The sequence below is a fragment of the Yoonia tamlensis genome (genome assembly GCF_900115105.1).
GTDB lineage: Bacteria > Pseudomonadota > Alphaproteobacteria > Rhodobacterales > Rhodobacteraceae > Yoonia > Yoonia tamlensis.
The window spans coordinates 1,499,689-1,519,303 of record NZ_FOYP01000001.1; the positions used below are offsets into that span (position 1 = coordinate 1,499,689).

23 protein-coding genes, 1 tRNA gene and 1 riboswitch are annotated in these 19,615 nt (G+C 58.5%); of the genes, 12 read left to right on the forward strand and 12 right to left on the reverse strand.

What is annotated here, in order from left to right; all coding sequences use genetic code 11:
- Positions 1-76: 76 nt before the first annotated feature.
- Genes prmC through BM320_RS07805 form a run of 5 tightly spaced genes read right to left on the reverse strand, consistent with a single transcriptional unit; the run spans position 77 to position 4,637 of the window.
- Positions 77-922, reverse strand: coding sequence for a peptide chain release factor N(5)-glutamine methyltransferase (gene prmC, locus BM320_RS07785; RefSeq protein ID WP_090198554.1), 846 nt, complete (start codon positions 920-922; stop codon positions 77-79).
- Positions 919-1,974: a peptide chain release factor 1 gene (gene prfA, locus BM320_RS07790; RefSeq protein ID WP_090198557.1), complete on the reverse strand. Its 1,056-nt coding sequence runs from the start codon at positions 1,972-1,974 to the stop codon at positions 919-921. The genes prmC and prfA overlap by 4 nt, the downstream gene beginning before the upstream one ends.
- Before the next feature lie 18 nt (positions 1,975-1,992).
- A complete protein-coding gene (locus BM320_RS07795; RefSeq protein WP_090198559.1) occupies positions 1,993-2,427 on the reverse strand; it encodes a DUF1499 domain-containing protein in 435 nt (144 codons plus the stop codon).
- 25 nt (positions 2,428-2,452) lie between these two features.
- Positions 2,453-3,427 (reverse strand): agmatinase, encoded by a 975-nt coding sequence (gene speB, locus BM320_RS07800; RefSeq protein WP_090198562.1) that lies wholly within the window; start codon positions 3,425-3,427, stop codon positions 2,453-2,455.
- A gap of 52 nt (positions 3,428-3,479) precedes the next feature.
- On the reverse strand, positions 3,480-4,637 hold the full coding sequence (locus BM320_RS07805; protein ID WP_090198564.1) for a M20 aminoacylase family protein: 1,158 nt from the start codon (positions 4,635-4,637) through the stop codon (positions 3,480-3,482).
- 135 nt (positions 4,638-4,772) lie between these two features.
- Between BM320_RS07805 and mazG the strand changes: the two genes are divergently transcribed.
- The 3 genes from mazG (at position 4,773) to BM320_RS07820 (ending at position 7,945) form a co-directional block, all read left to right on the forward strand.
- Positions 4,773-5,594 carry a nucleoside triphosphate pyrophosphohydrolase gene (gene mazG / locus BM320_RS07810; protein ID WP_090198567.1) on the forward strand — a complete coding sequence of 274 codons (822 nt, stop codon included), beginning with the start codon at positions 4,773-4,775 and terminating at the stop codon, positions 5,592-5,594.
- A 69-nt stretch (positions 5,595-5,663) separates the two neighbouring features.
- Positions 5,664-6,668, forward strand: coding sequence for a Fe(3+) ABC transporter substrate-binding protein (locus tag BM320_RS07815; protein ID WP_090198569.1), 1,005 nt, complete (start codon positions 5,664-5,666; stop codon positions 6,666-6,668).
- An 86-nt stretch (positions 6,669-6,754) separates the two neighbouring features.
- Positions 6,755-7,945 (forward strand): class I SAM-dependent methyltransferase, encoded by a 1,191-nt coding sequence (locus BM320_RS07820; protein ID WP_090198571.1) that lies wholly within the window; start codon positions 6,755-6,757, stop codon positions 7,943-7,945.
- Here the strand turns inward: BM320_RS07820 and BM320_RS07825 are convergent.
- Positions 7,942-9,750 carry an ABC-F family ATP-binding cassette domain-containing protein gene (locus BM320_RS07825; RefSeq protein WP_090198572.1) on the reverse strand — a complete coding sequence of 603 codons (1,809 nt, stop codon included), beginning with the start codon at positions 9,748-9,750 and terminating at the stop codon, positions 7,942-7,944. The genes BM320_RS07820 and BM320_RS07825 overlap by 4 nt on opposite strands.
- A 30-nt stretch (positions 9,751-9,780) precedes the next feature.
- Positions 9,781-10,494 (reverse strand): GNAT family N-acyltransferase, encoded by a 714-nt coding sequence (locus tag BM320_RS07830; RefSeq protein ID WP_090198575.1) that lies wholly within the window; start codon positions 10,492-10,494, stop codon positions 9,781-9,783.
- Between the two features lie 71 nt (positions 10,495-10,565).
- Between BM320_RS07830 and msrB the strand changes: the two genes are divergently transcribed.
- Positions 10,566-10,955, forward strand: a complete 390-nt coding sequence (gene msrB, locus BM320_RS07835; RefSeq protein ID WP_090198579.1) for a peptide-methionine (R)-S-oxide reductase MsrB — start codon at positions 10,566-10,568, stop codon at positions 10,953-10,955.
- Here msrB and BM320_RS07840 read toward each other — a convergent pair.
- Together BM320_RS07840 and BM320_RS07845 are read right to left on the reverse strand one after the other, a co-directional pair.
- Positions 10,952-11,815 (reverse strand): DMT family transporter, encoded by an 864-nt coding sequence (locus BM320_RS07840; protein ID WP_090198582.1) that lies wholly within the window; start codon positions 11,813-11,815, stop codon positions 10,952-10,954. The genes msrB and BM320_RS07840 overlap by 4 nt on opposite strands.
- Positions 11,816-11,890: 75 nt before the next feature.
- Positions 11,891-12,035: riboswitch (FMN riboswitch) on the reverse strand.
- Positions 12,036-12,105: 70 nt separating this feature from the next.
- Complete coding sequence (locus BM320_RS07845) at positions 12,106-12,579, reverse strand: outer membrane protein assembly factor BamE (RefSeq protein WP_090198585.1); 474 nt, start codon at positions 12,577-12,579, stop codon at positions 12,106-12,108.
- Between the two features lie 69 nt (positions 12,580-12,648).
- On the opposite strand from BM320_RS07845, the gene BM320_RS07850 reads away from it, so the two are divergent.
- The 8 genes from BM320_RS07850 (at position 12,649) to BM320_RS07885 (ending at position 17,956) form a co-directional block, all read left to right on the forward strand.
- Positions 12,649-13,206: a YceD family protein gene (locus BM320_RS07850; protein WP_090198588.1), complete on the forward strand. Its 558-nt coding sequence runs from the start codon at positions 12,649-12,651 to the stop codon at positions 13,204-13,206.
- Between the two features lie 162 nt (positions 13,207-13,368).
- A complete protein-coding gene (gene rpmF, locus BM320_RS07855; RefSeq protein WP_090198591.1) occupies positions 13,369-13,575 on the forward strand; it encodes a 50S ribosomal protein L32 in 207 nt (68 codons plus the stop codon).
- Positions 13,576-13,612: 37 nt separating this feature from the next.
- Positions 13,613-14,719: a phosphate acyltransferase PlsX gene (gene plsX, locus BM320_RS07860; protein WP_242650974.1), complete on the forward strand. Its 1,107-nt coding sequence runs from the start codon at positions 13,613-13,615 to the stop codon at positions 14,717-14,719.
- A 5-nt stretch (positions 14,720-14,724) separates the two neighbouring features.
- On the forward strand, positions 14,725-15,696 hold the full coding sequence (locus BM320_RS07865; RefSeq protein WP_090198597.1) for a beta-ketoacyl-ACP synthase III: 972 nt from the start codon (positions 14,725-14,727) through the stop codon (positions 15,694-15,696).
- A 97-nt stretch (positions 15,697-15,793) separates the two neighbouring features.
- The gene (gene ihfA, locus BM320_RS07870) at positions 15,794-16,096 is read left to right on the forward strand and encodes an integration host factor subunit alpha (protein ID WP_090198600.1); all 303 of its coding nucleotides are present in this window, start codon (positions 15,794-15,796) and stop codon (positions 16,094-16,096) included.
- A 4-nt stretch (positions 16,097-16,100) separates the two neighbouring features.
- On the forward strand, positions 16,101-16,676 hold the full coding sequence (locus BM320_RS07875; RefSeq protein ID WP_090198602.1) for a MerR family transcriptional regulator: 576 nt from the start codon (positions 16,101-16,103) through the stop codon (positions 16,674-16,676).
- Between the two features lie 56 nt (positions 16,677-16,732).
- Positions 16,733-16,809: transfer RNA gene (locus BM320_RS07880), tRNA-Pro, on the forward strand.
- Between the two features lie 61 nt (positions 16,810-16,870).
- Positions 16,871-17,956 (forward strand): 2'-deoxycytidine 5'-triphosphate deaminase, encoded by a 1,086-nt coding sequence (locus BM320_RS07885; protein WP_090200469.1) that lies wholly within the window; start codon positions 16,871-16,873, stop codon positions 17,954-17,956.
- Here BM320_RS07885 and BM320_RS07890 read toward each other — a convergent pair.
- The 3 genes from BM320_RS07890 to BM320_RS07900 are packed head-to-tail and all read right to left on the reverse strand — an operon-like array spanning position 17,946 to position 19,611.
- On the reverse strand, positions 17,946-18,134 hold the full coding sequence (locus BM320_RS07890; protein ID WP_090198604.1) for a hypothetical protein: 189 nt from the start codon (positions 18,132-18,134) through the stop codon (positions 17,946-17,948). The two genes, BM320_RS07885 and BM320_RS07890, sit on opposite strands and share 11 nt — an antisense overlap.
- Before the next feature lie 45 nt (positions 18,135-18,179).
- Positions 18,180-18,821, reverse strand: a complete 642-nt coding sequence (scpB, locus tag BM320_RS07895) for an SMC-Scp complex subunit ScpB (protein ID WP_090200471.1) — start codon at positions 18,819-18,821, stop codon at positions 18,180-18,182.
- Complete coding sequence (locus BM320_RS07900; protein WP_090198607.1) at positions 18,814-19,611, reverse strand: segregation and condensation protein A; 798 nt, start codon at positions 19,609-19,611, stop codon at positions 18,814-18,816. Before BM320_RS07900 ends, scpB begins: the two co-directional genes overlap by 8 nt.
- Between the last annotated feature and the right edge of the window lie 4 nt (positions 19,612-19,615).

Sequence of the window (19,615 nt, forward strand, 5' to 3'; positions counted from 1 at the left end):
ACCATGTGCTGCGGGTCAAGACAAGTAAAAATTTCGCAATTGCTGTGCTTTTTGCGCCAATATCACTGAAAACCCGCTATTGCGGCATATGGGCCGCAACAATTCTGTCGCGCCCGTCAAGATCTTGCAGCACCTGCACCTGAACCAACCCTGCGTCTTGCATCATTTGTGAAACGGCCGCGGCCTGTGTTGGCCCGATTTCAACCATCAACCGCCCTTGCCACGTCAGATATGCCGGTGCCTGCGCGCAAATGGTCCGATATGCCGATAGCCCGTCCGCCTCGTCGGTCAGCGCCAGCCGCGGCTCGTGCAATTGCACTTCTGGCTGGAGCCCGTCCATTTCGTCAAGCGCGATATAGGGCGGATTGCTGACGATCAGATCAAACGTGCCGTCGATGGCCTGAAACCAGCGCGATTGCACGAAACCGATCCGGTCAGCAACAGCAAGGCTTTCGGCATTGCGCCCAGCCACGTCCAAAGCCTGCACCGAAATATCTGTGGCAATCCCTGTCGTTGCGGGCCGCTCTGCGGCAAGCGTCACAGCAATGGCGCCGCTTCCGGTGCCAAGGTCCAAAAACGTGGCAAAAGGCGCCGCGAGCGCCGCAGCGATCAGGCATTCCGTCTCGGGGCGCGGGTCAAGCACATCTGGCGTGACCGTAAACCAGCGGCCATAAAATTCGCGCCCACCCAAAAGATGCGAAACAGGAACACGCGCCGCCCGTTTTGTCAGCAACCCGTCAAACGCGATTTGTGCAAACGCATCAAAATCATCTAGCGGATCATGCATATGCAGGCTGATCCGGTCGGGCGCGATACCCAAAGCCGAGGCCAAAAGCCGCCGTGCGTCCTTTGGTGCCGTATCGATACCCGCCGCGCGCAGCTGCGCAACAGCCGCAAAAAGCGCCTGCTGGACAGTTGTCACGCGCCCATTTCCGCAAGCAATGTTGCTTGGGCATCTGCCTGCAAGGCCGAAATCGTTTCCTCAAGATCGCCCTGCATCACCTGATTAAGCGAATAAAGCGTCAGGTTGATGCGGTGGTCGGTCATCCGCCCTTGCGGGAAATTATAGGTGCGTATGCGTTCCGACCGATCCCCTGACCCGACCTGCGCCTTGCGGTCCGCAGACCGTTCACCGTCCACCCGTTGCCGTTCAAGGTCAAACAGCCGCGTCTTAAGCACCTGCATCGCAATTTCGCGGTTGCGGTGTTGTGACTTTTCGGCGCTGACAACGATGATCCCCGTCGGAATATGCAAGATACGCACTGCAGAATCGGTTGTGTTGACGTGCTGCCCGCCGGACCCTGACGCGCGCATCGTATCAATGCGCAGATCGCCCGGATTGATTTGCACGTCGACGTCTTCGGCCTCTGGCAGGACGGCCACGGTCGCCGCCGATGTGTGGATGCGCCCGCCGCTTTCGGTTTCGGGCACGCGCTGCACACGGTGCACGCCGCTTTCATATTTCAGCTTGGCAAAAACGCCATCGCCCGCGACCCGCGCGACAACTTCCTTGATCCCGCCCAGTTCGGTTTCGGACATTTCCAGAATTTCGAACTTCCAGCCCTGCCCTTCGGCATAGCGCTGGTACATGCGCAGCAAATCCCCCGCAAAAAGTGAGGCCTCATCGCCGCCCGTACCGGGGCGGATTTCAATCAATGCGGGGCGTCCGTCGGCGGCATCTTTGGGCAAAAGCGCTAGCTGCACCTCATGCTCTGACGCGGCCAGTGCCGCCTTGAGATCGGGCAGTTCGGCTTCGGCAAGCTCTTTCATTTCCGGATCGGAAAGCATGGCGCGTGCGTCGGCAATTTGCGCGACTAGCGCCTTATAGGCGGTCACGGTTTCGACAACCGGACGCAGCTCTGCATATTCGCGGCCAAGTGTTGCAATTTCCTGCCCCACAGAACCATCGGCCATCTTGGCCTCGAGGAACTGGAACCGGTCGATAATTTGTTCAATTTTGTCAGGTGCTATCATGCCCACCGGATTGGCGGATCACAGCGGTTCGGTCAAGGGGGCAAGCGCGCGCAACCAGCCCAAGATGCGGGTTTTATTGACCCCCATATCCGACCGGCCATAGCGCAAGTGCCCCGCAATCACGACAAGATCGCCCTGAATGGCGATCACGGTATAATCCGGAAACCCCCAAAAAGCGGAACGGGTCTCAAAGGTCAGCGACCCTTTTGCAATATCGCCGGCAATCTGTCGGCTGCGCGGCGTGGCCAGCACGGCTTGCGATGCTGCTTCAAGCACCTTTGCAGGTGGCGCCGTGATCCTGCGCGCCGCCTGAAACCCGCCCGCGCGCAGCACATCACCTGGGGCGCTCTGCGCGCGCTGCTCATGAATTGCGCCCATATGCAAAGGTGCAAAACGGACATAGACCCACAGACAAGCTGCGGCTAGTACAAGAAACAATACGATATATTTCAAAATCTTACCTGCCGAACCTTATGCGCTATCCGCGCGTTTCGCGTCTATTCCAAAGTGCCAGACAACACAGCTCCATCGCAATATGCGCACCCGCAACCGCCGTGGCGCCAGTGGTGTCGTAGGGGGGCGATACCTCGACAATATCACCGCCCACCATATTGATCCCCGCCAGATCACGCAGCATCGCAGCCGCCTGCCAGCTTGCCAGCCCGCCCCAAACAGGCGTGCCTGTGCCTGGCGCAAAGGCAGGGTCAAGCGCGTCGATATCAAAGGTCACATAGGTCGGATGCGCGCCGACAATCTGCTTGATCTGTGCCACCACGTCCGCCGTGCCGCGTTCGTGACAGGCGCGCGCGTCTATATAGGTCATGCCCAGATAATCATCGCATTCGGTGCGGATACCCACCTGCACCGACCGCGCCACATCCACCAGACCCAGCTTTACGGCCTTATACATGAATGTCCCGTGATCTATCCGGCTCATGTCGTCATCGGCCCAAAGATCCGAATGCGCGTCAAACTGGATCACCGCTAGCGGCCCGTATTTCGCCGCATAGGCGCGCAAAATCGGCAAGGTCATGAAATGATCCCCGCCCAAGGCGACAGTGCCCGGCCCGGCATGCAAAATGCGGGCAAAATGTGCTTCGATGAGCGAAGGCACCTGCGCCACATTGGCATAGTCGAACGGCATATCGCCATAATCAATGATCGCAAATTCGGACAGCGGGTCGAACCCGTCCCAGCCATATGGCGGATCATAGGGCTGCAAACACGATGCCTCGCGGATCGCGCGCGGGCCAAATCTTGTGCCAGGGCGATGCGTCACCGCCTGATCAAAGGCAATGCCGGTAATCGCCAGATCCACATCCGACAAATCCTTTGTATAGGTCCGGCGTAAAAACGACGGCGCGCCCGAAAACGCGTTCTCATAAGCCAGCCCTTTGCGGCCCTCGCGCGTAAACGCCAGATCTACCTGCCCCTTTGCATCCTCAAGCGCCATCGCCTATCCCTTCTTTTTTCCAACAAATACTCCCCCCGGAGGGGACGACAGATCAACCTAGCGGCAAGGCCCGCTCGACCAGACGCGCAAAATAGGACGCGCCGTAAGGCGCCGCCTCATCATCAAAATCAAATTGCGGATGATGCAGACCGGCCGTATTCCCGTTGCCGATAAACAGATAGGCGCCGGGGCGTTTTTCCAGCAGATAGGCAAAATCCTCGGCCCCCATATCGCGGCTGGCGGTATCATCGACATCGGCGGAAATTTCGCGCGCGACATCCACGGCAAAGGCGGTGCGTTCAGGATCGTTGATCGTGGCAGGATAGCCGACCTCATAGGTCAATTCCGCCTGCACGCCAAAGGCCGCCGCCTGCCCTGCGACAATTTGCTCTAGCCGTTTCATCACCATCGCCTGCACATCGCGGTTAAACGTGCGCACCGTGCCGCTTAATTGCGCAGATTCGGCAATCACGTTATCAGCCGATCCTGCATGCATCTGGGTGATCGATACCACCAGATCTTCTTGGGTGAAATGATTGCGGCTGACGATGGTTTGTACGGCATTATAGATCGCAACGGCCACAACAAGCGGATCATTGGTTTCGTGTGGCAGCGCGGCATGGCCACCGACACCGGTAATTTGCACGCGAAATTCATCCACCGCTGCCAAAACCGGCCCTGGCGTTGCGTAAAACGCGCCTACAGGCGTGCCCGGCGCATTATGCAGCGCATAGACCTGCGCGATATCGAACCGTTCGAGCATACCTTCGCGCACCATCACATCGCCACCGCCGCCCGCCTCTTCGGCGGGTTGAAAAATAAGCGCGACACGGCCCGCAAAATTGCGCGTTTCTGCCAGATATTTCGCCGCCCCCAAAAGCATGGTCGTATGCCCGTCATGGCCACAGGCATGCATCTTGCCGGGTACGGTTGATGCATAATCCAGCCCCGTCAGTTCATCCATCGGTAGCGCATCCATATCCGCGCGCAGGCCTATGGTCGGGCCTGCCGCATTGCCTTCGATGATGGCAACAACGCCGGACGTGGCGATGCCTTCGTGGATGTCCGAAATCCCGAATTCGCGCAGCCGTTCCACCACAAAAGCCGCCGTTTTATGGCAATCGAACTGGATTTCAGGATGCATATGCAAATGCCGCCGCCAAGTTTTCATGTCTTCGGCGTAATCGGCAATCCGGTTGATAATGGGCATAGTCGGCTTTCTGAAAGACTTTTCTGATCCGACCGAGAAGCAGCCAAATCCGCGTGGCTGTCAAGCCCTGTCAAGGCAGGCTTGGCGCGGGCGCGCAGCTTGGCTAAGGTCCGCCGGAACAACAAAGGTCCAATAATGCCCGATGATACCCTGATCCACGACCCCGCTGGCGGATTGCCGCGTCTGCTTGAAATCATGCGCCGCTTGCGTGACCCCGACACCGGCTGTCCTTGGGATATCGAGCAGGATTTTGACAGTATCGCCCCCTATACGATCGAAGAATCATACGAGGTTGCCGATGCTATCGCCCGCAAGGACTGGCCCGAATTGGAAGGCGAATTGGGCGATCTGCTGCTGCAAACCGTCTATCACACGCAAATGGGTGCCGAGGCCGGATTGTTTGACTTTGAATCGGTAGTGAAATCCGTAGCCGACAAGATGGTCGCGCGCCATCCGCATGTGTTTGGCGACGAATCGCGCGATAAATCCGCCGAACAGCAGACCGCCGATTGGGAAAAGATCAAAGCTGCGGAACGTGCGGGCAAGGCGCAGGAACGCACGTTGGACGGGGTGGCAACCGGCCTGCCCGCGCTGACCCGCGCGGTCAAATTGCAAAAACGCGCCGCGCGTGTCGGGTTTGACTGGCCCGAAACCACCCAGGTTATCGCCAAAATCCAGGAAGAAGCCGCCGAACTGGTCGAAGCGCGCGACACATTGACCCAAGCCGAGATCGACGAGGAATTTGGCGATCTGATGTTTGTGATGGCCAATCTGGGGCGGCATCTGGGCGTCGATCCTGAAACCGCGCTGCGCCAAGCAAATGCCAAGTTTACAAGGCGCTTTGAGGGGGTTGAGGACGCGTTAGCAGCCCGTGGCAAGCTGCCATCAGAAAGCAATCTGGCGGAAATGGATTCGCTTTGGGACGCCGTGAAAGCGGGAGAAAAAATGCCAAAGTAAAAAAGTCACCTATTGACCCGAGTAAAATAGTCAGATTAAAGCAGGGCAACCAATAACGGAGCCTTGGACATGACCCTACGTACAACCTTGCTTGCAACTGCCTGCGCGGCAATCGCCGCCCCTGCCGTCGCTGATGTGAACATCTACACAACCCGCCAGCCTGAATTGATCCAACCGGTGATGGATGCGTTTACCGCACAAACCGGTATTGCGGTAAACCTTGCCTATGTCGACGACGGGCTTGTTGAGCGGCTCAAGGCCGAAGGCGCGCGTTCACCCGCCGATCTGGTGATGACTGTCGATATCGCCAACCTGATGCAAATCGTCGAAGCGGGTGTGATCCAGCCCGTCGAAAGCGATGTGTTGACCGCGGCCGTGCCTGAAAACCTGCGCAGCAGCGACAACCTGTGGTTTGGCCTGACAACACGCGCGCGCATCATCTACGCATCCCGCGACCGCGTGGCCGATGGCGAAGTCACCACCTACGAAGATCTTGCTTCCGACAAATGGGAAGGCCGCATTTGCACCCGTTCCGGCGTGCATAACTATAACCTTGCGCTGACATCCGCCGTAATTGCTCATCTGGGCGAAGAAGGTGCATCGGCTTGGGCCGCTGGCGTGCATGAAAACCTTGCGCGCAAACCCGAAGGCAACGACCGCGCGCAGGTCAAAGCGATCTGGGCCGGCGAATGCGACATCAGCCTTGGCAACACATATTACATGGGCCAGATGCTGTCGGATCCGGAACAGACCGAATGGGCAAATTCCGTGCGCATCATCTTCCCGACGTTTGAAAACGGCGGCACACATGTGAATATTTCCGGCGTTGCCATGACAAACGCGGCCCCGAACCGCGCCGAAGCCCTGCAACTGATGGAATATCTTGTCTCGCCCGAGGCGCAGGCCATCTATGCCGAATCCAACTTTGAATACCCTGTGCTTGCGGATGCGCCACTGTCTGAACTGGTCGCAAGCTGGGGCACATTTGACGCCGATACCGTCAAGCTCGATGAGCTCGCCGGACACCGCCCAACAGCGTTGCGGATCATGGAAGAAGTCAACTTCGACGGCTAAATGACACCAAACGGGCGGGGGCAATGCCCCTGCCCACCCCATTGTAGTGGCTTGCACATCTGGTCCTGACTTCGCATTGTTGCGCCATGTCAGATGTGCGCGACCAATATGAATCCTTTCCCTATCCCGCCCGCGATCCACGTGATGAGGCCAAGCGGCTGATCACCGGATCGCCTTCGATTCCTATCGAGATGGATCACTGTCTTTGGGCCGGTCAGCGCGATTGGTCGCAGCCGCTGCGTGTGCTGGTCGCGGGCGGCGGGACGGGTGACGGGCTGGTGCAATTGGCGCAATTGCTGACAGATGCCGGCAAACCCTATGCGATCACCTATGTCGATCTGTCGACAGCATCGCGCAAAGTCGCCGAGGCGCGGATCAAGGCGCGCGGGCTGACTGGTGTCAGCTTTCACACCGGATCATTGCTGGACGCGCCCGATTTCGGGGTCTTCGACTATATCGACTGCTGCGGTGTACTGCACCACCTGCCCGATCCGCGCGCCGGATTGCAGGCGCTGCGCGCCGCACTGGCCCCCGGTGGCGGGCTTGGGTTTATGGTTTACGCGCCATACGGGCGTAGCGGCGTTTACCCGTTGCAAGCCGCGTTCAACCGGCTTTACGGGCATCTGCCGCCACGCGCGCGGCTCAAACACGCCAAAAAAGCCTTTGCTGCGATCCCCGAAACCCACCCGCTGCACCGCAACCCGCATCTGGGCGATCATAAACAAAGTGACGCAGGCTTTTACGATCTTTTGGTGCATAGTCAGGATCAGGCCTTTGATGTGGCAGCATGGGTTGGCGCGCTGAACGATACCGGCTGGGCGCTTGCCGCATTTGCGCAGCCGGGGCTATATGATCTGGGACGGTTGGTTGACGTGCCTGAAAACATGGATGACATCACCCGATTGGCCACGGCCGAACAGCTGCGCGGCACGATCAAGGTGCATGTCGGCTACGCCCGTGCCGCCACTGACCCCACCCCGCATTGGCAGGCTGCGCCCGACCGTGTGCCGCATTTGCATAACGTGCCTGCCGCCGCTTTTGCGGCAGCGATCGCCGCGCAGAAAATCCCGAAACTGCGCATGGGGACCGAACAAATCGACGTGCAAATCCCCGCGGCAGCGGCCCCGTTGGTTGCGGGCATCAACGGGCAAAACAGCATTAGGGCAATCGCGCAAGACGCTGGTATTGCCGAGGAAAAAGCTCTGAAGCTTTGGACAAAAATAGACGCAGCACTGACCCCTTGGGGGACGCTGCGCTATTCTGGCATTACCCGTTAACCCGCCGCTTTTTCTTCCAGCATCAGCCATTCGTCTTCGGCGTCCGAACGCGCGTTCTGGCGCGCGATCAGCGCATCGGTTGCCTTCTGGAATTTGGCCGGATGTTTGGTAAACAATTCCGGATCGGCCAGCAGTTCTTCTAGCTTGGCGATTTCGGCTGTCAGTTTGTCAATCACGCCAGGCAATTCTTCAAGCCGGTGTTTTTCCGTGAACGACAGGCCGGATGTAGATTTCTTTTCGGCCTGTTTTTGCTTTTTAGCCAAAGGCTTGGACGCCTCTTTGCTTTCAAAGAAATCCCCGCCCCGCTGCGCGCGGTAATCAGTCCAGCCGCCCGCATAAACGACCGCCTGCCCGTTGCCTTCCATCGCGACTGTCGTAGTCGCCACGCGGTCCAGAAAATCACGGTCGTGGCTGACCAGCAGCACGGTGCCGTCATAATCGCCCAGAATATCCTGCAACAGATCCAGCGTTTCGATATCGAGATCATTGGTCGGTTCGTCCAAGATCAACAGGTTGCTTTCGCGTGCCATCAACCGCGCCAGTAGCAGACGCGCCTTTTCGCCACCCGACAGCGACCGGACAGGCGCGCGGGCTTGGGCCTCGTCGAACAGGAATTCTTTTAGATAGCCGACAACATGTTTGGGCTGTCCGCGTACCATGATCTGGTCCGATTTGCCGCTGACCCCAAGCACCGGATCAGTGGCAAGGTTTTCCCAAAGTGTCATGTCAGGGTTCAAGGCCGCGCGCGTCTGGTCGAACACCGCGATGTCAAGGTTGGTGCCTAGTTTGACAGTGCCTGCATCTGGTTCAACCTGACCCAGCAGCATTTTGATAAGGCTTGTTTTTCCGACACCGTTGGGGCCGACAAATGCAATCCTGTCACCGCGCTGCACAGTAAGGTCCAGCCCCTGCACAATTTGTTTTCCGTCAAAGGCTTTGGTCAGGCCGATTGCTTCGACCACTTTTTTGCCTGATGTGCTGCCGCCATCAAACGCCATCGCCGCGGTGCCCTGACGCCGGATTTGCCCTGCTTTTTCGGCACGCAAATCCTGCAGTGCGCGCAGCCGCCCTTGGTTACGGGTACGGCGGGCAGAGATGCCTTCAACGGCCCAGCGGGCCTCGGCCTTGATTTTGCGGTTCAGCTTGTGGCGCTGCTGGTCTTCTTCTTCCCAGATTTTGTCGCGCCATTCTTCGAATCCGTCAAACCCCTGTTCAGCGCGGCGCACGGCCCCACGATCAATCCACAGGGTTGCACGGGTCAGCGCGCGCAGGAACGCACGGTCGTGGCTGATCAGCACAAAGGCCGCGCGCGTTGTTTTCAGCTCGTTTTCAAGCCACGCAATTGCTTCGATATCCAGATGGTTTGTCGGCTCGTCCAGCAGCATCAATTCCGGTGCTTCGGCCATCAGTTTGGCCAATGCCGCGCGGCGGCGTTCCCCGCCTGATGCGGTTGCGACCTTGCCATTGGGGTCAAATTTCAACCCTTCGGCGACCATATCGACCTTATAGGCCTCGTCTATGTCCAGCCCGCTGGCGGCATATTCGCCAAGGGTTTCAAACCCCTCCATCGTCGGGTCCTGTTCCATATAGCCGACCTGCACGCCCGGTGATGCCACGCGGGTGCCGCTGTCGGCCTCGACCAATCCGGCCATGACTTTCATCAAGGTGGATTTGCCCGATCCGTTGCGCCCGACAAGCGCCACGCGGTCGCCAGGTTGAACCACCAGCGACAAGTCTTGAAATACGGGATCGCCGCCGAATGTCAGCGCGATGTCGGAAATTTGGAGTAAGGGTGCTCTAGCCATAGCGCCTGCTAGAGCGCGGCGCGTGCGCCGTCAACTGGCAACCGTACGCAGCCGCGCTACACGGGCCGCAGACATGGCAGCAACGGGCAGACAGGTGAACACATGCAGGGTGTTCATTGCAGGGTCAATCACCGCATGATCGCCGACCCATCCCCCTAAGGAGAGGTATGATTTGAGCAGCGCAGGCATTGGCGCAATACCGCGCGGCGCGATATCTGCAAGCCGGACCGCCTGCGCCGCCGTGACCGCCGGCAGCAGCGCATCAGGCCCTTGGTGGTTGCGCAAAAGCCGCTGGAACGCCGCCCCGTAGATAGCGGGGTCGGTACCTGCAAAGCTTGTGCAGCCGAACAGCAATTGCACGCGGTGCCGGTCGACAATCCGCGTCAGCGCCCCCCAAAGCATCCGCAGCAAATCCGCATCCAGATCACCACGCGCTGTGCAAAAGCGCCCGATTTCAAGAAAGGGGCCTGCCTGCCCGTCCCAGCCTGACAAATCATAATATTGCGCCACATAGCCCTGCGCCAGATCGCGGGGTGTTTGCGCCAGCCGGAACCGCAATGTGGCCCGCAGCACCCCCGCCCTGTCATGGATCATCAGATGTTGGAATGCAGGGTCCAGCGGGTCCGCATCCGCACCCGCACGCCCATAAAAACAAAGATGCCGAAGGCCCTGACAGGCGCGCAAATCCGCCGCATGCGCTGCCAAGCGCGCGCATAGCTGTCCCTTTTGATACGGAAATGTCATCACGGCATCCCTTGGCGATCCTCTTGCATCAGCTTAGGTTAGATCCGAGAAATGCAAAAGGATTATGACCGATGGGTAAGATCGTGAAAACGGACGCTGAATGGCGCGCGCAACTGTCCGATGAGGCTTATCGCGTCGCCCGCAAACACGGGACCGAACGCGCAGGCACGCATGACAATTTCCCCAAGGGCCCGGGTACATTTAGTTGCGTCTGTTGCGATGCGCCGCTGTTTGACCAATCCGCCAAGTTTGAAAGCGGCACCGGCTGGCCATCGTTCTTTCAACCGATCAGCGCTGACGCGGTGGGCGAAAGCGTGGACCGCAAGTTTTTCATGAAACGCACCGAAATCCACTGCGCGCGCTGCGACGCCCACCTCGGCCATGTCTTTCCCGACGGCCCGCAGCCCACAGGGCTACGGTACTGTATGAATGGGGTGACGATGGTGTTTGAGGGGGATTAACCCGCTTCGTCCTTCATCACCCAGGCGCTTGCCCCAATAATCACAGCCGCGCCGATCCACATCATGCCAGGTGGTGCAAAGCCGAAGAAGATGATCCCAAGCCCGACATTGAGCGGCAGTTTCAGGTGGTCAAACGGCTGGAGATACGCGGCATCCGCCACCGAATAGGCCTTTGCGATCAGGTATTGCGCGGCGGCGATCAGCAGTCCCGACAGCGCCACAAGCCAAAGCGCCGAAGCCGTGACCGCAAATCCGCTGCTGATAGCCGCGACCCCGTTGATCGGCACTAAAAGCACCAAAAGTGCCAACGTCAGCGTGCCTGCATTCTCAGACTTGGTCAGTTCCTTGGTCACCACGGATGAGGCCGCCCAGAACGCTGCGGCGCCCACCGGCAAAAGTGCAGATAGTTGGAACGCATCGGCCCAAGGGTCCAGAATAATTGTGCCACCGACGGCCCCGACAAGAACTGCAAGCACGCGCGGGGGTGTCATCCGCTCGCCCAGAAACAGCCAAGCACCAAGCGTGACAAATAGGGGCGAAGTAAGAATCAGCGCAATCGCCTGCCAGATCGGCACAACGGCCAGCCCTGCGACCCAGAATTGCACCCCGATTGCCGCCAAACCCACGCGCAACAAATGCGCCAGCGGGCGGTCACTGCGCCATGGTGCGCGCCAGACCAGCGGGATTACAATCGCGCAGGCCAGCGCATATTGCCAGAATGCAATCGTGGCCGATGGCACCCCGTGGATCATGCCAGCGCCCTGCACGGCTGTATTGGCGCCCGCAAACAATGCGCCAGCAGCGACAAAATAAAGCGGGCCCATGATGGCACCGCTGTTCATGACTTTCATTTGGATCATCGCATCTGTCCTTTCATCTTGCGCGTGACCCAAGGCAAAACAGGACAGACCCGGCGCGAAAACGCACCTGGTTTGCACTATTCTCTTTCATCCGGACTATGACCGTCGGCTCAGGCATCGCACCTGATCTGCTGACCAAGGGAAAACCCCTTGCGCTCGCGGGCTTATCCCATCGGGACATACCGCCGGTGGGGAATTGCGCCCCGCCCTGAGAATATGCCGGCACAATTGCACCGACCCCATGCCCGATAGGCAAAAGGCGGTCCAAATTCAAGCGCAGATTGAATGGCTTAGCTATCGCCGAGGAATGTGCCCGCGTCGATCCGGCCCAATGAGCCCAGCAATTGCCCGATAAAGGTAATATCCTGAATCCCGTCGTCCGTGACGCGCCGGTCAAGCGACACGACCTGCCCGTCTTGCAACGTATAGCGCGCAACGTCTTGGGTGATGTTGTTTTCGTCAAAGCGGAAAGCCACAACCTGCCGGTCGACCTCTTTGGGGGCGAAGGCACCAAAATGCACAAACTGGCTCGAGGCGTAGTAAACCGCGTTATTGGCAAGCGTGCCTTCGGACATGGGCGGGCCAAAACGCGCGACTACTTCGGCGCGGGTGGTCAGGCCAGGCGTAATTTCGGTCAATTCTTCGGGCGCAGGCGCGTAGCCGTGGAATTTGTCGATCTTGCTGCAGGCCGATGTGGCCGCCAAAACCAGCGCAATCCCTGCGATCCGTGCAGCGATTTGGAATTTTCCTGATGTCTTGCTCATGACTGGCCTCTTGCTTTGGCGACTTATGCCTTTTATCCCCACTATATCACCGCCCGCCCCTGATCAAGAATGGAAGCACCATTGGCCCAATTGCCGTCATCACTGTTACGTTTTGCCGACCTGCCAACCCGCAAAGCCACGGGGTTTGAACTGATACCCACCGCCGAGCAACGCAAAGCGATTGCGCAGCTGTTGAATATTGTTGCGGTGAAAAAGCTGCGCTTTACCGGCGATCTGGCCCCGCAAGGGCGCAAGGACTGGACGCTGAACGCGTCGCTGGGCGCAACCGTGGTGCAGTCTTGTGTTGTCTCGCTTGATCCGGTGACCACCCGCATCGACGAAAACGTCAGCCGCCGCTACATGTCGGATATCGCCGAAATCGAAGCCGCCGAGATCGAGATGCCCGAGGATGACACGATTGATCCTTTGCCCGACTCGCTTGATGTGGCGCAGGTGATGATCGAGGCCTTATCACTGGCCCTGCCCGCCTATCCGCGCGTCCCGGGGGCCGATATTACACAGGTAAATTTTAGCGCACCGGGCGCCGCACCAATGACCGACGAGCAGGCAAAACCGTTTGCAGGCCTAAGTTCGTTAAAAGAAGCCCTTGAAAAAAAGGACAAATAGGCGTCTAAGCCGGATATCGCAAAAAAGGTTGCGTCACAATTAAATCGCAGTATGTTCGCGACCTCTTTTATATCTCTCTCGACAGGGCTGCCATATTGGCGTAGGACCCGCCGAGAATGCACGAAATCAGGGCCGCGGCCCTACTTATCATAGGGTTGAGACATGGCTGTCCAGCAGAATAAAGTATCCAAATCACGTCGTAATAACCGGCGCGCGCACGATTCACTTGTCGCGGCGAACCCCAACGAATGCGACAACTGTGGTGAGCTCAAGCGCCCACACCACGTTTGCCCATCATGCGGCCACTACGCGACTCGCGAAGTGATTGCAGACACAACAGAAATCGATCTGGACGAAGACGCAGCGTAAGCTGCGGCATAGGTACCTGTTGATGCAAGATAGCCAGATGGACAACGCTCCTTTGCCGGCTACCAATGCATCTAATGTGCTGTCGGTCGACGCCATGGGCGGAGATAAAGGGCCTGCAACAGTTGTTGCGGGCCTTTCCAAGTTTCTGGGCAAGAATCCCGATGCGCAGGTCATACTGCATGGCCCGGAATCAGAACTGGCCCCGCTGCTTGCCAAACATAAGATCACCGGTCGTGTCGCTATTCATGACGCCGCCGAAGTGGTCAAAATGACCGACAAGCCCAAGGATGCGTTCCGTAAGGGTGCCGCCACGTCGATGTGGTCGGCGATTGCGGCTGTGCGTTCTGGTGATGCGTCTGTCTGTGTCAGCTGCGGCAACACAGGCGCGTTGATGTTGATGTCAACAATCCGGTTGCGCAAGACCGACGGGGTGAACCGCCCCGCCATTGCCTGCCTTTGGCCGTCACGTAACCCTGCGGGGTTCAATGTGATGCTGGATGCGGGTGCCGATATCAGCGCCGATCAGGATGATCTTTTGACCTATGCGCTGATGGGGGCGTCTTATGCGCGCAACGGGCTCGACATCGCGCGCCCGCGCGTCGGGCTTTTGAATGTCGGGACCGAAGACCACAAAGGCCGCGCCGAACTGAAGGTCGCGCATGAAATGATTGCAGCGGCGGCGGATGCCGGCGGGTTCGACTATATCGGCTTTGTCGAAGGTGGCGATCTGCCAACCGATAAGGTCGACGTTATTGTCACCGATGGGTTTACTGGCAATGTCGCTCTCAAAACCGGTGAAGGCACGGCATCGCTGATTGGTGATCTGCTGCGCGAAAGCCTGCTCAAGACACCGCTTTCGATGCTTGGCGCGTTGCTAGCGCGCGGGTCTCTCAAGCGCTTGCAAAAACGCATTGATCCGCGCCGTGTCAACGGCGGCGTGTTTTTGGGTCTGAACCAAACCGTGATCAAAAGCCACGGTTCATCCGATGCAACCGGTGTCGCGGCCGCGCTGCATCTTGCTTACCGCTTGGCGCAAAACGGTTTTTCGGAAAAATTGGCGGCGCGGGTTGCATCTGTCGCGGCTCTTGCCCAAGATGTCCCACATGACGCTGGCACCGACAAACCAGGCACCAAAACAGGTTAATACGTATGACACGCCGCGCTGTTGTTAAGGGAATCGGACACTATCTTCCCGAACGCGTTGTCCCGAACGCCGAATTCGAAAAGACCCTTGAAACATCCAGTGAATGGATTATCGCGCGCTCGGGGATCGAGCGCCGCCATTTTGCCGCGACGGGTGAAACCACTTCCCAGCTTGCCACCCATGCCGCCAAAGCCGCGCTCGCGATGGCGCAGATGGATGCCGACGATATCGACGCAATCATTGTTGCGACCTCGACCGCTGACAACACCTTCCCTTCTGCGGCGACCATGGTGCAGGCCGCACTTGGCAATACTTCCGGCTTTGCCTTTGATATACAGGCCGTTTGCGCCGGATTCGTCTATGCGCTGAGCAATGCAAATGCGCTGATCCTGTCAGGTCAGGCAGAGCGGGTTTTGGTCATTGGTGCCGAAACATTCAGCCGGATCATGGATTGGACCGACCGGTCTACCTGTGTGCTGTTCGGTGATGGTGCGGGCGCGCTGATTCTTGAAGCGCAAGAAGGCACAGGCGACACTAGCGACCGCGGGATTCTGGCGACTGATCTGAATTCCGATGGCCGCTACAAAGACCTGCTTTATGTTGATGGCGGGGTGGCCACGCAAAATACCGGCGTGCTGCGCATGGAAGGCAAAGAAGTCTTTCGCCACGCCGTCGAAAAGCTGGCGCAAACAGCCGATACAGCACTCGAAAAGGTCGGGCTGACAGCGGATGACGTCGATTGGGTTGTGCCGCATCAGGCCAATATCCGGATCATCCAGTCGACGGCCAAAAAGCTCGGCGTTGAAATGGACCGCGTGATCGTCACGGTTCAGGACCACGGCAATACCTCTGCGGCATCGATTCCTCTGGCGCTCTCGGTTGGGGTCGCGCAGGGCAAGATCACGCCTGGCGACCTTGTCGTGACCGAAGCCATCGGCGGCGGGCTCGCTTGGGGTGCGGTTGTACTGCGCTGGTAGCCGCAAATGACCGTGTTAAAGCGACTTGCCAAGCCCTTGTTATTGACTCTGAATTTCCTGCGCGCCTATGCTGGGCAAAATAGGTAGGGGAAGAGTAATGGTCGACAAAACATTAACACGTATGGATCTTGCGGACGCTGTCCATTCACAAGTGGGCCTTTCGCGCAATGACAGTGCCGATTTGGTCGAAAGCGTGCTGACCCATGTGTCGGATTCTTTGGTCGCTGGCGAATCCGTGAAGATCTCGTCTTTCGGGACATTCTCGGTCCGTGAAAAGGCCGCCCGCGTCGGCCGTAACCCCAAGACCGGTGAAGAAGTGCCTATTCACCCGCGCCGTGTCCTGACATTCCGCCCCTCGCATCTGATGAAAGATCGCGTAGCCGCAGGAAACAAGTCCTAGCACTATGGCCAAAGCCAAAGACGCATTTCGAACGATCAGCGAAGTCGCTGAATGGCTTGATACGCCCACCCATGTCTTGCGATTCTGGGAAACGAAATTTTCCCAGATCAAACCCGTCAAAGGTGCGGGCAGCCGCCGCTATTACCGGCCGGCCGATATGGAATTGCTTGCCGGCATCAAACAGCTATTGCACGAAGACGGGCTGACCATCAAAGGCGCACAAAAAATGCTGCGCGAACATGGCGTGAAACATGTGGCCAGCTTGGGCAAATCGCTGGTCCCTGCCGCCAATTCGCCCGCGCCGCCATCTGCGGCCGCATCCGCCCCCCTGACAACCGCAGCACCTGCACCCGCCCCCAAACCGCAACAGCCGCCATTTCAGGACAGTCTGCCGTTTGAACAGCAACCGGCATTTACGCTTGATATCGCGCCCCTGCCCGATGAATTCCCGACCTTGCCTGCGCGGCTGGTCGGAACCCGATTTGCCGACAGCGCCACGTTGCAGGCGCGCGCGGCCCGAATTGCGCCATTGCTTGCGCGGCTGGGCGCACTGCGCGACCAGATGCACAAACAGTCATGATAACCATGCGTTTCGGGCTTGCCCCCACAGGCAATTCTTGTATGAAAGCGCCTAGTCGGGCTATAGCGCAGCCTGGTAGCGCGTCCGTCTGGGGGACGGAAGGTCGCAGGTTCGAGTCCTGCTAGCCCGACCAATCATAACCGCCCGCTTGCGTTTTCACGCAGCGGGCGTTTTGCGATCCAAAGGGGGGTATGATGCAAACACCCGGCGTTTTAGCTGATCACCAAATTCGTGCGCTTATCGCGGCGGGCCATATCCGCGCCACCGCTCCGGTGACCGACGCTCAAATCCAGCCCGCTTCGCTTGATCTGCGGCTTGGCACGACTGCCTACCGTGTGCGCGCATCATTTCTGGCAGGGCGCAACCGCAGTGTGCGCGACCGTTTGGCAGATTTCCAGATGCATGCCATTGATCTGGACGGTGGTGCCGTGCTGGAAAAGGGCTGTGTTTACGTGGTCCCCCTGATGGAAAGCCTGTCCCTGCCCCAAGGCATGACCGCCGCTGCCAGTGCCAAATCATCCATCGGGCGGCTGGATCTGCTGACCCGTATCATTACCGATCACGGTGTCGAATTTGACCGCGTGCCAGCGGGCTATGACGGCCCGCTTTACGTCGAAATCTGCCCCCGTTCGTTTTCCGTGGTGGCCCAACCAGGCCAGATGCTGAACCAGATTATCTTCCGGCAGGGCAAGACCATGATGTCGGACGACGACCTGCGCCGCCTGCACGCGCAAACGCCGATTGTGTCGGGCGATCCGGTGATTTCGGACGGTTTGGGATTTTCGGTCGATCTGCGCCCAGAAACAGGAAATCTGGTCGGATACCGCGCCAAACCGCATACGGGCGTGATTGATCTGGCAAAATTGGACCACTACGCCCCCGCCGATTTTTGGGAACCAGTGCACACGGATGATGGCTGGATCATTCTTGATCCGGGCGCATTCTATATTCTGGTCAGCCGCGAATCGATTGTGATCCCGCCGATGCAAGCCGCCGAAATGGCCCCCTATCTGGCGATGGTTGGTGAATTTCGGGTGCATTACGCGGGTTTTTTTGACCCGGGATTCGGCTATGCGGATGCGGGCGGGACAGGGTCGCGCGGCGTGTTAGAGGTCCGCTGCCACGAGGCCCCGTTTGTGCTGGAGCATGGGCAGGTCGTGGGGCGGCTGGTCTATGAACATATGGCAGCCATGCCCGACGCGCTTTATGGGCGCGAGATCAAATCAAACTATCAAGGACAGGGGCTAAAGCTGTCCAAGCACTTTAAATCTAACGCATAAAGCGGCGCATCATCCGCATACCGCGGCGCGCCTTTTTTAGGTTTTGCTGGGTTGCCTGCGCGGATTGGCGTTCTTCGGGCGTCATATCCTCGGGGTTTTTGCCACGGTTTGCCGCCACTTTGATGCCGTTGTTCATCAGCATCCGCAGCCCCATGTTGATCAGCCTGTTCATGTTCATTTGCGCTATCCTATCGCTATGTTGCGCAAACTATCAGAAAAAGAACTAATCCTCAAATAATTCTGTCTGGTTATCATCGCCCTCTTCGCGGTCGTCGTCAGACTGACCCAAGGCCCCCGGCGGCGGCCGGTTTTCAAGCAGACCCGCAGCGCGCAGGTCTTTCAGCCCCGGCAGATCGCGCGCACTTTCCAAGCCAAAGTGATCAAGAAAGGTCGGCGTCACCACAAATGTCACGGGCCGCCCAGGTGTCATGCGGCGTCTGCCAAAGCGGATCCATTCCAGTTCGATCAGCTGGTCCAGCGTGCCGCGGCTGACACTGACGCCACGGATTTCTTCGATATCGGCGCGGGTCACCGGCTGGTGATAGGCGATAATCGCAAGCGTTTCGATCGCGGCGCGCGACAGTTTGCGGGTCTCGACCGATTCCTTTTGCATCAAGAACCCGAGGTCGGGCGCAGTGCGGATCGCCCAAGCATTGTCGATCTTAACGAGATTCACCCCGCGCCCGTCATAACGTTTGCGCAGGTAGGCGATCGCCTCGGCAGGGTCGCAGCCATGCGGCATCCGCCCAACCAGTTCTTGGACGGTGACCGGTTCGGCCGATGCAAATAGTATCGCCTCGACCATGCGTTCTTGTTCGCCCATTGGCGGGGCTTCGAACAGGCTGTCGTTTTCGGATTTAGACATCACGCGGCGCCCTTTTGCGAATTTCAATCGGCGCAAAGCTTTCGCCCTGTCGCAGTTCAATCTTGCCTTCTTTGGCCAGTTCCAGACTGGCGGCAAAGGTCGCGGCGGTCGTCGACCTGCGGCGCTGCGGGTCAGCATCCCAGCCTTCGGGCAGATAGCTGACAAGATCGGTCCAGTCACCGGCAAAGCCGATCAAATGGCGCATATGTTCCAGCGCCTGTTCCATCGTCATTACATGCTGGCGGTCCATCACAAAGGGCCGGAAATCATCGCGGGTGCGGATCCGCGCATAGCCTTGCATCAGGTCCAGCAATGACGCCGTATAGGTCACGCGCCGCACGCGCTGCACATCTTCTGTGATGCCACGCGCAAAAAAATCGCGGCCCAATTGATCGCGCGCCATCAATTTGGCGGCCACATTGCGCATGGCCTGCAAGCGTTCCAACTGAAACGCAAGATGCGCGGCCAGCTCTTCGCCTGACGGGCCTTCTTCTTTGGGATCGGGGGGCAACAGCAGGCGCGATTTCAGGAACGCAAGCCAAGCCGCCATCACCAGATAATCCGCCGCAAGTTCAAGCCGCAGCTGTTTGGCGCGTTCCACAAAGGCCAGATATTGCCGCGCCAGTGCAAGAATGGAAATCTGGCGCAGGTCCACCTTTTGCGTGCGCGACAGGGTCAACAACAGATCAAGCGGCCCTTCAAAGGCGCCCACATCTACGATCAGCGCCTCGGCGGCGACCCGGTCGCTGACGCTGATCTTATCATTGGAAAGGTCGAAATTCTCTTGCATCAAA

Coding starts and splice junctions, on each gene's coding strand:
- BM320_RS07815 (WP_090198569.1), top strand. CDS start 5,664: ATGACCCTACGTACAACCTTGCTTGCAACTGCCTGCGCGGCAATCGCC.
- BM320_RS07850 (WP_090198588.1), top strand. CDS start 12,649: ATGGAAGCACCATTGGCCCAATTGCCGTCATCACTGTTACGTTTTGCC.
- BM320_RS07900 (WP_090198607.1), bottom strand. CDS start 19,611: ATGCAAGAGAATTTCGACCTTTCCAATGATAAGATCAGCGTCAGCGAC.
- prfA (WP_090198557.1), bottom strand. CDS start 1,974: ATGATAGCACCTGACAAAATTGAACAAATTATCGACCGGTTCCAGTTC.
- mazG (WP_090198567.1), top strand. CDS start 4,773: ATGCCCGATGATACCCTGATCCACGACCCCGCTGGCGGATTGCCGCGT.
- BM320_RS07865 (WP_090198597.1), top strand. CDS start 14,725: ATGACACGCCGCGCTGTTGTTAAGGGAATCGGACACTATCTTCCCGAA.
- msrB (WP_090198579.1), top strand. CDS start 10,566: ATGGGTAAGATCGTGAAAACGGACGCTGAATGGCGCGCGCAACTGTCC.
- ihfA (WP_090198600.1), top strand. CDS start 15,794: ATGGTCGACAAAACATTAACACGTATGGATCTTGCGGACGCTGTCCAT.
- BM320_RS07885 (WP_090200469.1), top strand. CDS start 16,871: ATGCAAACACCCGGCGTTTTAGCTGATCACCAAATTCGTGCGCTTATC.
- speB (WP_090198562.1), bottom strand. CDS start 3,427: ATGGCGCTTGAGGATGCAAAGGGGCAGGTAGATCTGGCGTTTACGCGC.
- BM320_RS07830 (WP_090198575.1), bottom strand. CDS start 10,494: ATGACATTTCCGTATCAAAAGGGACAGCTATGCGCGCGCTTGGCAGCG.
- BM320_RS07820 (WP_090198571.1), top strand. CDS start 6,755: ATGTCAGATGTGCGCGACCAATATGAATCCTTTCCCTATCCCGCCCGC.
- BM320_RS07805 (WP_090198564.1), bottom strand. CDS start 4,637: ATGCCCATTATCAACCGGATTGCCGATTACGCCGAAGACATGAAAACT.
- rpmF (WP_090198591.1), top strand. CDS start 13,369: ATGGCTGTCCAGCAGAATAAAGTATCCAAATCACGTCGTAATAACCGG.
- BM320_RS07845 (WP_090198585.1), bottom strand. CDS start 12,579: ATGAGCAAGACATCAGGAAAATTCCAAATCGCTGCACGGATCGCAGGG.
- scpB (WP_090200471.1), bottom strand. CDS start 18,821: ATGTCTAAATCCGAAAACGACAGCCTGTTCGAAGCCCCGCCAATGGGC.
- plsX (WP_242650974.1), top strand. CDS start 13,613: ATGGACAACGCTCCTTTGCCGGCTACCAATGCATCTAATGTGCTGTCG.
- BM320_RS07840 (WP_090198582.1), bottom strand. CDS start 11,815: ATGATCCAAATGAAAGTCATGAACAGCGGTGCCATCATGGGCCCGCTT.
- BM320_RS07875 (WP_090198602.1), top strand. CDS start 16,101: ATGGCCAAAGCCAAAGACGCATTTCGAACGATCAGCGAAGTCGCTGAA.
- BM320_RS07825 (WP_090198572.1), bottom strand. CDS start 9,750: ATGGCTAGAGCACCCTTACTCCAAATTTCCGACATCGCGCTGACATTC.
- BM320_RS07890 (WP_090198604.1), bottom strand. CDS start 18,134: ATGAACATGAACAGGCTGATCAACATGGGGCTGCGGATGCTGATGAAC.